General features: G+C 55.8%; 13 protein-coding genes. 10 read left to right on the top strand and 3 right to left on the bottom strand.

Going from position 1 to position 13,478, the window contains the following annotated elements; all coding sequences use genetic code 11:
• Positions 1 to 137: 137 nt before the first annotated feature.
• The 8 genes from RI563_RS10015 to kdsB all read left to right on the top strand — a co-directional run bounded on the left by RI563_RS10015 (position 138) and on the right by kdsB (position 6,839).
• Positions 138 to 515 (top strand): low-complexity protein, encoded by a 378-nt coding sequence (locus RI563_RS10015; protein WP_310694239.1) that lies wholly within the window; start codon positions 138 to 140, stop codon positions 513 to 515.
• 18 nt (positions 516 to 533) lie between these two features.
• Positions 534 to 1,391 carry a DUF692 domain-containing protein gene (locus tag RI563_RS10010; RefSeq protein ID WP_310694238.1) on the top strand — a complete coding sequence of 286 codons (858 nt, stop codon included), beginning with the start codon at positions 534 to 536 and terminating at the stop codon, positions 1,389 to 1,391.
• Position 1,392: 1 nt separating this feature from the next.
• Positions 1,393 to 2,169, top strand: coding sequence for a DUF2063 domain-containing protein (locus RI563_RS10005; RefSeq protein ID WP_310694237.1), 777 nt, complete (start codon positions 1,393 to 1,395; stop codon positions 2,167 to 2,169).
• A 307-nt stretch (positions 2,170 to 2,476) separates the two neighbouring features.
• Positions 2,477 to 3,484 carry a CBS domain-containing protein gene (locus tag RI563_RS10000; protein ID WP_310694236.1) on the top strand — a complete coding sequence of 336 codons (1,008 nt, stop codon included), beginning with the start codon at positions 2,477 to 2,479 and terminating at the stop codon, positions 3,482 to 3,484.
• Positions 3,481 to 4,479, top strand: a complete 999-nt coding sequence (aroF, locus tag RI563_RS09995) for a 3-deoxy-7-phosphoheptulonate synthase (protein ID WP_310694235.1) — start codon at positions 3,481 to 3,483, stop codon at positions 4,477 to 4,479. Before RI563_RS10000 ends, aroF begins: the two co-directional genes overlap by 4 nt.
• Positions 4,472 to 4,966: a KdsC family phosphatase gene (locus tag RI563_RS09990; protein ID WP_310694234.1), complete on the top strand. Its 495-nt coding sequence runs from the start codon at positions 4,472 to 4,474 to the stop codon at positions 4,964 to 4,966. The genes aroF and RI563_RS09990 overlap by 8 nt, the downstream gene beginning before the upstream one ends.
• Before the next feature lie 17 nt (positions 4,967 to 4,983).
• The gene (locus tag RI563_RS09985; protein WP_310694233.1) at positions 4,984 to 6,072 is read left to right on the top strand and encodes a glycosyltransferase family 9 protein; all 1,089 of its coding nucleotides are present in this window, start codon (positions 4,984 to 4,986) and stop codon (positions 6,070 to 6,072) included.
• A complete protein-coding gene (kdsB, locus tag RI563_RS09980; RefSeq protein ID WP_310694232.1) occupies positions 6,069 to 6,839 on the top strand; it encodes a 3-deoxy-manno-octulosonate cytidylyltransferase in 771 nt (256 codons plus the stop codon). The genes RI563_RS09985 and kdsB overlap by 4 nt, the downstream gene beginning before the upstream one ends.
• Positions 6,840 to 6,850: 11 nt before the next feature.
• Here the strand turns inward: kdsB and RI563_RS09975 are convergent, their stop codons facing one another.
• Positions 6,851 to 9,217 carry a bifunctional diguanylate cyclase/phosphodiesterase gene (locus RI563_RS09975; protein WP_310694231.1) on the bottom strand — a complete coding sequence of 789 codons (2,367 nt, stop codon included), beginning with the start codon at positions 9,215 to 9,217 and terminating at the stop codon, positions 6,851 to 6,853.
• A 216-nt stretch (positions 9,218 to 9,433) separates the two neighbouring features.
• Positions 9,434 to 10,651, bottom strand: a complete 1,218-nt coding sequence (locus tag RI563_RS09970; RefSeq protein ID WP_310694230.1) for an argininosuccinate synthase — start codon at positions 10,649 to 10,651, stop codon at positions 9,434 to 9,436.
• 288 nt (positions 10,652 to 10,939) lie between these two features.
• Here RI563_RS09970 and RI563_RS09965 point away from each other — a divergent pair, with 288 nt between their 5' ends.
• Positions 10,940 to 11,089: a hypothetical protein gene (locus RI563_RS09965; RefSeq protein WP_310694229.1), complete on the top strand. Its 150-nt coding sequence runs from the start codon at positions 10,940 to 10,942 to the stop codon at positions 11,087 to 11,089.
• Positions 11,090 to 11,092: 3 nt separating this feature from the next.
• Here RI563_RS09965 and RI563_RS09960 read toward each other — a convergent pair whose 3' ends face one another.
• Complete coding sequence (locus RI563_RS09960) at positions 11,093 to 11,962, bottom strand: flagellar protein MotY (protein WP_310694228.1); 870 nt, start codon at positions 11,960 to 11,962, stop codon at positions 11,093 to 11,095.
• A 102-nt stretch (positions 11,963 to 12,064) separates the two neighbouring features.
• Here RI563_RS09960 and RI563_RS09955 point away from each other — a divergent pair, with 102 nt between their 5' ends.
• On the top strand, positions 12,065 to 13,027 hold the full coding sequence (locus RI563_RS09955; RefSeq protein WP_310694227.1) for a magnesium transporter CorA family protein: 963 nt from the start codon (positions 12,065 to 12,067) through the stop codon (positions 13,025 to 13,027).
• Positions 13,028 to 13,478 lie beyond the last annotated feature (451 nt).

The raw sequence follows: 13,478 nt of genomic DNA, 5'->3' as shown, positions 1-13,478 counted from the left end.
GCCAGGAACCATCGGGCTCCGACAGGGTCACAATTCGGGATTGGCGTGGTTTTTTTATATCATTTCTGTTGTAAGGTTTAGCCCGCTACCACGACTAAATAAATAACCAACAACGACACACATGGAGAATGCAGATTATGTCTAACAGTAAATCATCGAAAACCCTGACACTTGCCCTGGGTACGGCCTTTGCCGCCAGCATGGCCGCCAGCAACGTCGCCACGGCGGCCGAAGCCGGCAGCAACCCCTTTGCCATGAGCGAACTGTCCAGCGGCTACATGCAACTGGCCGACAGCCACATGGAAGGTAAATGTGGCGGTAGCAAGAAGTCCGACAATGAAGGTCGTTGTGGCGAAGGCCGCGATAGCAAGAAAAATGACATGGAAGGCAAGTGCGGCGAAGGTAAATGCGGCGGCAATAAGGAAATGAAGAAGAACATGGAAGGTAAATGCGGCGGCGACAAGGCCAAGCAGGAAGGCAAGTGCGGCGAAGGTAAATGCGGCGGCAGTAAATAAGCGGCCAAAGGAACTGACATGAACACGACAACTTATCCTGTTCATGGCGCCGGACTGGGTCTGCGGCGGTCCATCATGGACCCGCTCGCGGACCCGTTTCCTTCGCAGGTCGATTTCATGGAAATCGCCCCGGAGAACTGGATCGGCGTCGGCGGCAGTTACGGCCGCAAGTTACGCGAATTTACCGAACGCTATCCCTTTGTGACACATGGCCTGTCCCTGTCACTGGGCAGTCCCGCACCGCTGGACGAAGCTTTTTTGCAACGTCTCAAGCGGTTTCTCAAGCAACACAACATTCGAATCTATACCGAACACCTGAGCTACTGTAGCGACGACGGACACCTTTACGATCTGATGCCGATTCCGTTTACCGAGGAAGCCGTGCATTATGTCGCCGGACGTATCCGCCGTGTACAGGACATCCTGGAGCAGCCCATTGCGGTGGAGAATGTCTCCTACTATGCGGCACCGGGCAAACAGATGGAAGAAATTGAATTCATCAACGCCGTGCTCGAAGAAGCTGACTGCCGGCTTTTGCTGGATGTAAATAATATTTACGTCAATAGCGTCAATCACCGCTATGACGCCGAAGAATTTTTGCGTGCACTCCCTGCCGAGCGTATCAGTTATATCCATGTTGCCGGACACTACAATGAAGCCGAGGACCTGATCGTCGACACCCACGGGGCCCCGGTGATCGATCCGGTCTGGGATTTGTTGAAAAAGACCTATCAGCATTTCGGCGTGATCCCGACCATGCTGGAGCGGGATTTCAATCTGCCGCCGGTCGAGGAACTGCTGGGCGAAGTTGACACGATCAGCACCCTGCAACAGCAGGCCCGGCCACAACAGGAATTGCACGAGCAATCAAACTGAGATGACGGATTTTCAACAACAGCAATATCGCTTTGCCGCGCACATCCGCGATCCGCAGGCCAGCCCGGCCCCGGCCGGTGTCGAAGATCGGCGCATGGCCATTTACCGGGAGCTGTTTTACAACAATGTCGAAGGCTTCATGGCCGACAGCTTTCCCGTCCTGCGCCGGCTCCTGGATGACGAAAAATGGCACCGGCTGATTCGTGACTATTTTGCCCGTCACAGGGCCACCACCCCGCTATTTCCGGAAATGCCCCGGGAGTTTCTTCACTACCTGGAGCACGAACGTACCGCCGAAGCGGATGATCCGCCGTTTTTGTTCGAGCTGGCCCATTACGAGTGGGTCGAGCTGGCATTGAGCCTGTCCGAACAGGAACCGGACTGGTCCCGGATCGATCCCGAAGGCCATCTGCTCAAAGGCCGGCCCCTGCTTTCCCCCCTGGCCTGGCCGCTCAGCTACCACTATCCCGTCCAGCTCATTGGCCCCGATTTTCGCCCCGATCAGCCCGGCGAACAGCCGACCTGGTTACTGGTCTACCGCGATGCGCGGGATGAGATCACTTTCATGGAGCTGAATCCGGTCACCGCCCGGCTGTTGGCGCTGATTGATAACAGCGAGCTTGCCAGCGGCGAGGCAATGCTGGAGCAGATTGCCACGGAACTCAATCACCCCGAGCCCGCCGTTGTCATCGAGGGCGGACGGCAAATTCTGAACGATCTGCACCAGCGCGGTGTCATACCCGGTACACGGTTGGCCGGCAATACACCGGACAACTGACCGGTTTTTTCCGATCTCCTCCTGGAAACTGCAGCCGGCCGATGTTTGGGCCGGCTTTTCTTTTTCGTCGGACACCGGTCACGCTTTCGCTACTATAACTCACTGACATTAATGGTATAATGCGCCGGTGACGCCGCGGGCGATTCACCCCGGAGCCTGGCGCGGCTGTACCTGTCAGGCCGGCTGTAATACACTGCAACGGCCTCCGAAAAGCAGTCTTGGGCCGTTTATCTGGCACCAGAATCCGTTTCGGACACCGTATCCACCACCATGTCGGCCGCGGGCTGACAGTTGAACGACGTTTACTATGAAAATTTCCGCCTCGATCTACTCCAACAAACACAAGGAACTCCGGGACATCGTTGCCGAGCTGGACGCGCACGGGACGGACTTTTTTCACATCGACTGTAATGACGACCCCGCGGTTTTCGAGGACATTGCCCGGATCCGGCAATTGAGCAACACACCGATCGATCTGCACATCATTACCCCCCGGCCGAGCCGTTATTACGATCAGATCGCGGCGCATGATATAGATGCGGTCTGCTTCCAGTACGAGGAACTCCAGGAGGAGCTCGCGATCCCGGCAACCATTCAGGCCCGAACCGGCCTGGCCATCAGCTCCAGCACCGACATCGATGTCTTTGCGCCTTACGCGAGACAACTCGACTTTGTGCTGATCATGGCGACCACGCCGGGCCAGAGCGGCGGCACCTTCGACAAGCACAATTTCCGCAAGATTCGCCAGTTCCGCCAGCGATTTCCCGAAACCCGGATTCATGTCGATGGCGGCGTGAATCACGAAGTCTCTTTCATTTTGCGCAACATGGGCGTGTATGCGGCCGTCTCCGGCTCCTACCTGATGAACAGTGATTCGATTGGCGCGGCCATGCTGAATCTCAAGACTCATGACATCGGCTCGCACTACCTGGTCGGCGATTTCATGCGCCAACTGGATGAGACACCATTATTACGCCCCGATGAGCTGAGTGTGCGCAACATCCTGCAGTCCATCGAGGACAACAAGCTCGGATTTACCCTGGTGGCCGATGAAAGTGGTGCGTTGCTGGGCATGATTACCAATGCCGATGTGCGCAAAGGGCTGCTGAAACATATCGATAATCTCAATGCCCTGGAAGTCGCCGACATGATCAATCCGTCGCCCGCTGCCGCGCGCGAGGATTTTACCGTACAGGAACTGCTGGCCTATATTCAGGAACAGACGTTCCCCGTCAATTATTTACCCGTCGTCAATAGCAAGCATGAAGTGACCGGTTCGGTCACCTTCATGAATCTCGTTAAAGGTGAAGTATGATTATCCATTTCGACAAAGACATCGACCAGAAAACCCTCGACAAGATCGGCTGGGAGCTGGACGCGTTTCATATCAAAAAACCCGACTATCATGTGATGGTCACTCCCTCGGCCCTGCAGGAAGTGCCAAAAGAATATCAAAGTATGGTCGTGGAAAGCTTTGCCTTCCCCAACGACATGCAGTTATCCAGTGCCGAATACCTGCCGGAAAAACGTCGTATCGACATCGGTGATATCAGCATCGGTGGCAACACCCGCAATACCATGATCATCGGCGGCCCCTGCTCGGTGGAATCCGAAGAGCAAATTACCTCCTCGGCCAAACTGATGAAGGAACTGGGCATCTCCACCCTGCGCGCCGGCTGTTACAAGCCACGTACCTCGCCCTACAGTTTCCAGGGTCTGGGAGATGAGGGACTGCGCCTGCTGGACAAGATGCGCGGGGAATACGGCCTGAACATCATTACCGAGGTGCGCGACTCCACCCATGTGAACGAAGTGATAGAAACCACCGACATCGTCCAGATCGGTGCCAAGGCCATGTACGACCAGGGAATCCTGCGCACCTGCGGCCGCAGTAACAAACCGATCCTGATCAAGCGCGGTTTCGGCACCACACTGCAGGAATTCGTGCAGGCCGCCGAGTTTGTCCTCTCCGGCGGTAACGACAACGTCATTCTCTGCGAACGCGGTATTCGTACCTTTGAAACCAAAACTCGTTTCACCCTGGATCTGTGCGGCGTGGCCTACCTCAAGGAATATACCAACCTGCCGGTCATTGTCGATCCCAGTCATGCCATGGGTTATCGCTACGGGGTGCCGGATCTCGCCCGCGCCGCCACCGCCATGGGCGTCGACGGTCTGCTGATCGAGGTGCATCCCGATCCGTCCGTCGCCAAATCCGATGCCTCGCAACAGCTGGATCATGATGCCTTCCGGCAGCTGATCGGTACCCTGCGCCCCATCGCCGACGCCATCGGCTATCATATTGTCTGAGCCTGTGGCGATTCGCTCGGATATCAAACTGCTCGCCCTGGACATCGACGGGGTCATGACCGACGGCGGCATGTATTACACCGAGGGTGGCGAAGAGGTCAAACGCTTCGATACCAAGGACGGACGCGGCATTATTCATCTGCAACGCGAGGGCGTGCCGGTAGCGGTATTGAGCTCCGGCTTCAAAAGCACGATCATTGCCGAACGCTGTAAAACGCTGGGGATTGAAAAGTTTTATGTCGGTACCGAACCGAAACTGGATATTCTCAAGCGGTACTGCGTCGAACTGGAGATTGATCTCGGCCAGGTGGCCTATATCGGTGACGACATCAACGATCGCGACATTATCCACGCCGTCGGCTTCAGTGCCTGTCCCGCCGACGCGGTCGGTTCAATCAAAAAGATTGTCGATGTAGTACTGGAGAAAAACGGCGGCTATGGCTGTATTCGTGAATTTATCGACGAGCATCTGGGCTATCATTTTTAAACAACAAAAATAACGCTATGCCTCTGCCCTTTACCTCGCCCCCGGCCAGCCTGTGCATTTTGCGCCTCTCCGCCATCGGCGACATCTGTCATACCCTGCCGGTGGTGCGCACTATACAACAGGCCTGGCCACAAACCCGGCTGACCTGGATCATCGGCAAGACCGAATATGCCCTGCTGCAGGGTATTCCCGATATCGAATTCATCGTGTTCGATAAGGCACGCGGGCTGGCCGCCTACCGTGATGTACATCGACAGCTGAATGGCCGTCGCTTCGACGCTCTGCTGCACATGCAAATTGCCCTGCGGGCCAGTCTGTTGAGCCGTCTGGTCAATGCCCCGATCCGGCTGGGTTTTGATCGTGCCCGGGCCCGGGATCTGCAATGGCTATTCACCAATCGCCGGATCGAGGCCAGAGCCCATCAGCACGTCATGGACGGACTGTTTGGTTTCAGTCAGGCCCTGGGCATCAAGGACAAACAGCTGCGCTGGGATATTCCCATCCCGGCTGCGGATCGCCAGAAAGCGGAGCAGCTCGCTGACCCGGCCCGGCCCTATCTGGTCATCAGCCCCAGTGCCAGCAGCGCCTATCGCAACTGGCAGGTGGATGGTTATGCGCAGGTGGCCGAGTATGCCGCCAGAGAGCATGGCTTGCAGGTCTATCTGACCGGTGGCAACAGCGCCGCCGAACAGCAACTGGCCGCGGCCATCGAAGAGAAGGCCGACAACGCCAATCTCACTAACCTGGTCGGCAAAACCTCATTAAAACAGTTACTGGCGGTTCTGGAAAATGCCACGGCACTGATCTCACCGGACTCGGGACCGGCCCACATGGCCACCACGGTGGATACGCCGGTCATCGGCCTGTATGCCTGCGCCAACCCGGATCGGACAGGCCCCTATTTGAGCCGGCAATGGACTATCAATCACTATCCCGACGCCGTGCTGGACAAGTTCCACAAACCGGTGTCGGAATTACCCTGGGGTATCCGGGTGCGGGATCCCGGCACCATGGACCGGATCACGGTCGAGGAAGTAGAATTGACACTGGACCGGTTACTTGATTCACACAAGCGCAATACTGCAGATAAAGATAACAACACATGAGCTTTCATATTGTCATCCCCGCCCGCTACGCCTCCAGTCGTCTGCCCGGGAAGCCGCTGCGCGAGATCGCCGGCAAGCCGATGATTGCGCACGTCATCGATAATGCCCTGCAAAGCGATGCCGAGCGAATTATCGTGGCCACCGACGACGAACGTATTCTGGAAGCGACAGTGAACTTCCCGGTGGATCGTTGCCTGACATCGGACAACCACAATTCCGGTACCGAGCGTATTCATGAAGTGATCGAAAAATTCAACCTGCCCGATGAGACCATCATCGTCAATATGCAGGGGGACGAGCCACTGATGCCGGGCGCCTGCCTGAATCAGGTGGGACATGCCCTGGCCCGGGACAGCCAGGCCGAGATGGCCACACTCAGTACGCCAGCGGAGAGTGTCGAGGAGCTGTTCGACTGGAATGTGATTAAACTGGTCCGCGACCATGAGGACAATGCCCTCTACTTCAGCCGCGCGCCGATCCCCTGGGATCGCGAGGCATTTCGTGAATCAACGCCAATGCTGGAAGACTTCAGCCACTTTCACCGGCACATCGGTCTGTATGCGTATCGTGCGGGATTCGTCAAACAATATATCGCGTGGGGCAGCTGTGCACTGGAACGGATAGAATCGCTGGAACAGCTACGGGTTTTGTATCACGGGCGCCGAATCAAGGTTGTCACAGCCAGGCAGGTACCCGGGCCGGGCGTCAATACCGAAGAAGAATTACAGCGGGTCGCATCAATACTGTCGGGTAAACAACCGACCTGATAAACTGCCGATCACTTTTTCACCATCTTCGGATGATCGATATGGTAACCCTGCACATAATCGATGCCGATTTCGACCATTTTCTCGTAAATCACTTCGTCCTCAACAAACTCGGCCACGGTCTTGACACCCATGGCATGGCCAATATCGTTAATCGCCTTGATCATTGATGCGTTGATCTTGTTGACCACGCTGTTGCGGATAAGATCACCGTCAATCTTCAGGTAATCCACATGCAGGTTCTGTAAATAGGCGAATGAACTGACTCCGCTACCAAAATCATCCAGCGCGAAACGGCAACCCACGTCGTGCATCATGGACATGAATTTTTGCGCATTGGCCAGATTGGTAATCATCGCGGTTTCGGTAATCTCGAAAATCAGACCATGAGGGTCAATATCGTATTCCTCTAGCTTTTTGACGACATAATTGATCATGTCGGTATCACCCAGCGAATCTCCGGAAAGGTTGATAGAAACCTCATGGGTGTTGAGACAGCCGGTACTGATAAGGCGAAAAGCCTCATTAACCACCCACTTGTCCACGTTTTTGATTAAATTAAAGCGCTCCGCCGCCGGAATGAAAGCCCCCGGGGAGCAGTGAGTCCCGTCTTCTTCCACCATCCTGACCAGCAATTCATAGCGCTCGTCACTCGGGTTCTGCGTGGAACGAATACTTTGCTTGTACAGGCAAAACTGGTCTTCACTCAGAGCCTGCTGCAGGCGGTGGGCCCATTCGATATTCTTGATATGGCGACCCAGTTCATAGTCGTCCTGCTGATAGACATGTACCCGATCCCGTCCGGTATCCTTGGCAACATAGCAGGCGGTATCTGCGGCGCTCATCAGATCCTTGACCCCGCCGCTGTGGCGTGTAACAGGCACCAGGCCGATACTGGCGCCCACGGTAAACACGTTGTTTTCCCAAACGAACCGATATTCAGCAATCGTTTTTCGAATCTGTTCGGCAATTTCCCGGGCCTTATCCACGCCACAGCCAGTCAGCAACAGCCCGAATTCATCACCGCCAAGTCGTGCCAGAGTATCCGTGTCGCGGATTTTGTCCTGTAGCAACCTGCCCAGCTGACGCAACAGCTCATCGCCGGCACTGTGGCCGCATTTATCGTTGATAATCTTGAACTGATCCAGATCGATATAACATAGCGCATGTTCCCTGTTTTCCCGCAGACTCTGATCGATTAACTGGTTTATCCGGCGATCGAATTCACTGCGGTTAACCAGTCCGGTCAGACTGTCGTGTGTGGCAAAATACTCCATCTCATCTGCCATATCGCGGATTTCGGTGATATCCCAGGAATAGATCCGCACCACCTTATTTTCCCGAACATAGGAGAACTGCTGTTCATAAACCATCGCGCCGACTTCAATACTGCGTAATACAGCGCGGTCACTTTGCCTGACTTTTTCTATCATCTCGCTCAGATTCAACAGAGCAGGATGATCGGTACCCAGAACATTCAAACGTACAAAGCTGTCATCCGCCGCAGAATTGGTGTAGGTAATTTCTCCCGTTAGAGTGACCTCCATAATCGGTATCGGGCTCAATTCCGGGAAACTGGCCAAACGGTGCAGTTCACGTTCAGCCTGTTTGCGCTCGCTCACATCCCGGATGACTGCGCAGACTGAAACTTCATTGTTGGCACTAATTGGTGTCAGGCTGACTTCTACCGGCAGGGTCGTGCCATCCTTGCGTCGACAGGACAGTTCACCGCTACCCATGGTTCTGGGGCGTGGCGCGTTCGAAAACATCTGTCGCAGGCCAACATGGCGATCACGCAATTCTTCCGGTATCAGAATCTCCACCGACTCGCCAATCAGCTCGATATTCTTGTATCCGAAAACACCGAAACACTGGGCGTTAGCCTGTTCGATAATGCCGTCGCCGTTCACAATGATCTGAGGATCGGGCGAAGCTTCGAACAGGTCACGAAACTGTTTCTGGGTGTCGAGATACTTGTTTTCCGCCGCGCGTATCAGGCTCAGATCCTGGATGTGCTGAATAATCCCGCTCGGATTGCCCTGTTCATCGCGAACCACACCAATGCGCACCTGAATCGAACGGTCCGAATGATTACGCGGATCATCGGCCTCCAGGGTCACCACGGTATCCTTTTGCGCCAGACGCGCCCGACAGATCGGACAGGGATCTTCTTCCCCTTCAGGGTGGAAAAAACGGGTAACCGGCTGACCGATCACCTCCTCGGGCTGGCAGCCCAGGCGAGCAAAGAACGTTTTGTTGGCCTGCACCACCCGATCATCCAGATCGAGCAGACAGATCGGCTCATCCAGAAAATCGAGTGCCGTTTTCCAGCCGTTGGACAGGGTATCGAGTGTCACCGCCTCGGGGACAAAAGCCATACATTACTTCTTGCAGTTCCCGATCCCTGGCGTTGAATAAGAGAAATCCTCCCGGATTTCAATGATGTAGCAGGTTGTCGGTCAGCGGAGAGGAAACTTTACCCTGTGCCGCCCGGGTAAATAGACGCAATATTGGTAAAAATTATTCCAACCTATTGAATTTTATAAGGGTTTCCCGCCCGGCGACCCGGGCGGGGAGAGAGGGGGGGGGTTCGCTCAGTCGGAACGGCGTTTGGCGGCAAGCCGCAGGCGCAGGGCGTTGAGCTTGATGAAGCCCTCGGCATCCTTCTGGTCATAGGCGCCCGCATCCTCTTCGAACGTAGCGATTTTCTCATCAAACAGCGAGTCACTGTCGGACCGGCGTCCGGTAACGATGACATTGCCCTTGTAGAGCTTGAGCCGCACCAGCCCGTTCACATGCTCCTGCGAGGCGTCGATCATGGTCTGCAGCATCTCGCGCTCCGGTGACCACCAGTAGCCGTTGTAAATCAAGGAGGCGTATTTGGGCATCAGCTCATCCTTGAGATGGGCCACCTCACGATCCAGGGTCAGGGATTCGATCGCCCGGTGGGCCTTGAGCATTACCGTACCGGCCGGGGTTTCATAACAGCCGCGGGATTTCATACCCACGTAGCGGTTCTCGACCAGGTCGTCGCGGCCGATGCCGTTGGCGCCGGCCACCTCGTTGAGGGTGCTCATCACCCGGGCCGGGCTCATGGCTTCGCCGTTGATGGCCACGATGTCCCCGCGCTCGTAACGCAGTTCCAGTTCAGTCGGGGTATCCGGTGCCGCCTCGGGGGAGACACTCCAGCGCCACATATCCTCCTCGGGCTCGGCCCAGGGGTCCTCGAGAATGCCGCCCTCATAAGAGATGTGCAGCAGGTTGGCGTCCATCGAATAGGGCGACTTCTTGCCGGACTTTTTGAAATCCACCGGAATATCGTGCTGCTCGGCGTAGGTCATCAGCTTCTCGCGGGAATTGAGGTCCCACTCGCGCCAGGGGGCAATGACCTTCACGTCCGGCTTGAGCGCATAGGCGCCCAGCTCGAAACGGACCTGGTCATTGCCCTTGCCGGTGGCACCGTGGGAAATCGCGTCGGCACCGGTCTGATTGGCGATCTCCACCAGCCGCTTGGCGATCAATGGCCGGGCGATGGAGGTGCCGAGCAGGTATTCCCCTTCGTAGATGGTATTGGCACGAAACATGGGAAAGACATAATCGCGGGCATATTCCTCGCGCAGGTCCTCGATATAGATTTCCTTGACACCCATGGCCTCGGCCTTGGCCCGGGCCGGCTCGACCTCCTCGCCCTGGCCGATATCGGCGGTAAACGTCACCACCTCGCAGCCGTAAGTCTGCTCCAGCCACTTGAGAATGATGGATGTATCCAGGCCACCGGAATAGGCCAGCACTACCTTCTTGATATCGCTCATGAAATTCGGCTCCGTCGCGAGGAAAATTACGCCAGATTGGATAAAACGCCGCGCATTATACCGGAAAAGACAAGAAAAAACGTGGTGGGAGGCGGACCGGTTCGGCTGCACCAACGCTTTCTCGAGTCCGGCAAAATGCCCCCCACAGGGAGCAATTTAAGCCTGAAAAGCGGCGAAATAGTCTCTAAATCGCGGGATTCGTCACAAACTGGCGCTTTACCCTTTAGCCCGTACGAAAAATCGTGCTATAAAAGGGTATTACATCAATAAGCCTACACAGGGACAAGTATGGGACGACTAACTCTGATCATCCTGGTCCTGTTTTCAGTGACCGCCATCTACAGCGAGGCCAATGCCGACGCTGCCGCTGACACCGACTCAACGCTGCAGAGCCTCCAGCATGCGCCCGAAATGCGGGGAAACGTCGCCCGGCGCTGAACGTCAGCGACTGAGAATAATCTCCACCCGCCGATTCTTGCGCCGGCCTGCCTCGGTCCGGTTGTCGAACTTCGCCTCGGTCTCCTCGTAAGCCCGGGTCGTAATTAATCCGGCATCCACACCCTGTTCCACCAGATAGGCCTGGACCGCATCGACCCGCTGGTTGGCCACTACCAGGTTGATCCGCGACAGGCCCAGGCTATCGGTATAACCTTCGATGCGTACCTGCTCAACTTCCCCGTCCTGACGCAGATAACGAACCAGTTGATCCAGCTGATCGCGCTGGTCCCGCGACGGACGGGTCTGATTGGTTTTGTAGAGCAGCACGGTCTTGCGCACATCCTCATAGGTGTACGGCAGCAGTCCTTCGACGCAGGCGCGAAATTCGTCCACGACTGTCGAAAAGCCCAGCGGTGAAAGCCGGACCCGGACAACATCCTGCGGCTCGACCCAGTCCTTGTAGATGAGCGTCGGAAACAGTCCCACTTCCAGTTCCGCCATCACCCGACGCGCCCCGGACTCCCCCAGATAGAAGGGTATCTTGCCCGGAACCACCGGCAGATCACCCAGATCCCGGCCCTCCTCATAGTGCTGCCAGCTGGCCGGCAGTGACAGCAGGCGCGCCTCGCCAGCGGTCGCCGAAGCGGGTTGCTCGACCTGCACCTGAAACACCAGCCGGCCATCGCTCTGCTGGCGGAATTCGGCGACACCGTAACCGGCAATCTCGTGTGTCAGGCGGCAAATCAATGCCGTTCCCTGTAACTGCCAGTCGGCGTCCGCCAGCGGGGTCGAATAGATCCGCAGACCTGCCCAGCTCGACGAAGCCGACAGCAAGCCAAAACCCAGCAAAATCATTGAAAAAACACGTCTCATGCGTCCTGAAATGCAATTACCGGGCCAGCCTGATAAATTGAATTTGAATCCGCCACGGCCAATGCAGTAGCCTGACAGGGCCCCTATCACAGGATCCCTATCATGGATATTCTGGTCATCGACCACCAGCGGGTGAGACAGCTGGAGACTTTACCCGAGTCAGTGCCGGAAACCGGCTTTCTCTGGCTGGATATTATTCGCGGCGAGGATATCGACTGGCCACAACAGGTCCGGCGTCTGAGTGGTGTTACCATCCACGAACGGCACCTGCGCGACAGCCAGAATCTGGAACACCCCTCCTTTTACGACGGCACCCAGGATTACGAGATGCTGATCTTCCGTGGCCTCTCCCCGGCTGATCAGACCGGAGATTTCCAGACCCGTCCGGCGGTGTTCTTTGTGCTTGAGCACCTGTTGTTGACGATCCGTCCCGCCGACAGCGTTTCAGTCTCCCTGATCAAGCCGCGCCTGCTCGACAAAACCGTGCGCATCCCGCGGCGGCCGGCCGGTCTGATGCACCAGCTGATGACCTACATGGTGGACCGTTATCTGGCTCTACGTGAACCACTACTGGAACGCTATGATGAATGGCGCCGTGATCTGCTCGATCCCCGCCACGACTTCAGTGACTGGCTGGCGGTGATGGATTACACCAGTGATCTGCGAAAACTGGAACGACTCTGCGACGAACAGATCACCGCCCTGCAGGCCTGGCGTGAAGATACCGACACCGAGTTCGATGACCATCTGACCGTGCGATTCAACGATCTGGTCGAACACGTACAACGTATCATCAAATTCGCCCAGGATCAGAAAAATGAAGCCGAAGCGCTGGTGCAATTACATTTTTCCGCCGTCGCGCATCGTACCAACGAGATCGTGCGCGTGCTGACCGTCCTCTCCGCCATCTTCCTGCCCCTGACCTTCATCGCCGGCCTCTTCGGCATGAACTTCGAGAACATGCCGGAACTGAAACTGGAATATGCCTACTTCTTCACCCTCGGTGGCATGACCATACTGGCTATCGCCCTGTTAATTCTGTTCAAGTTCAAGAAGTGGTTGTAAATTTTCACGGCACAAAAACCGGTTCAAAAAGTAATAAACTCTAGCAGAGCCACAGAATTCACAAAGAAAATAAAAACAAAACAGTCTAGAAACCGGCCAGAGCAATGCGGTGGCTCACACACGGGGATTGCCTGCTTTCACCTCAGAACAACACCCAGTAAAAAGCTGTAAATTCTCACAGAGACGCGAAGCTCGCCAGGGAAATAAACGTCAAAGCATCGCCTGGTCAGAAAAGTCGAATCCGGGGTGGAAGTCCGTGCAAGTCTGGAACAGCTTGTTTCACTTCGAAAGCTCTGCGCCTTTGCGAGAAGAGCATTATTTTTTGCTTGTTATATAACCCTTCGGCAGCTTAGCTTCCAGACTCCGGGGTCGATTTGATATATACATCCCGCTGCGGAAACGGAATGGTGATAGTGTTTTCCTTGAAGGCCTGCCAGATTCCAAGGTTAAG

The sequence above is a fragment of the Thiohalophilus sp. genome (assembly GCF_031581315.1).
Classification (GTDB): Bacteria; Pseudomonadota; Gammaproteobacteria; order UBA6429; family Thiohalophilaceae; genus Thiohalophilus.
Note: the sequence above shows the minus strand (reverse complement) of the source record. Positions and strands in the feature narration are given on the sequence as shown.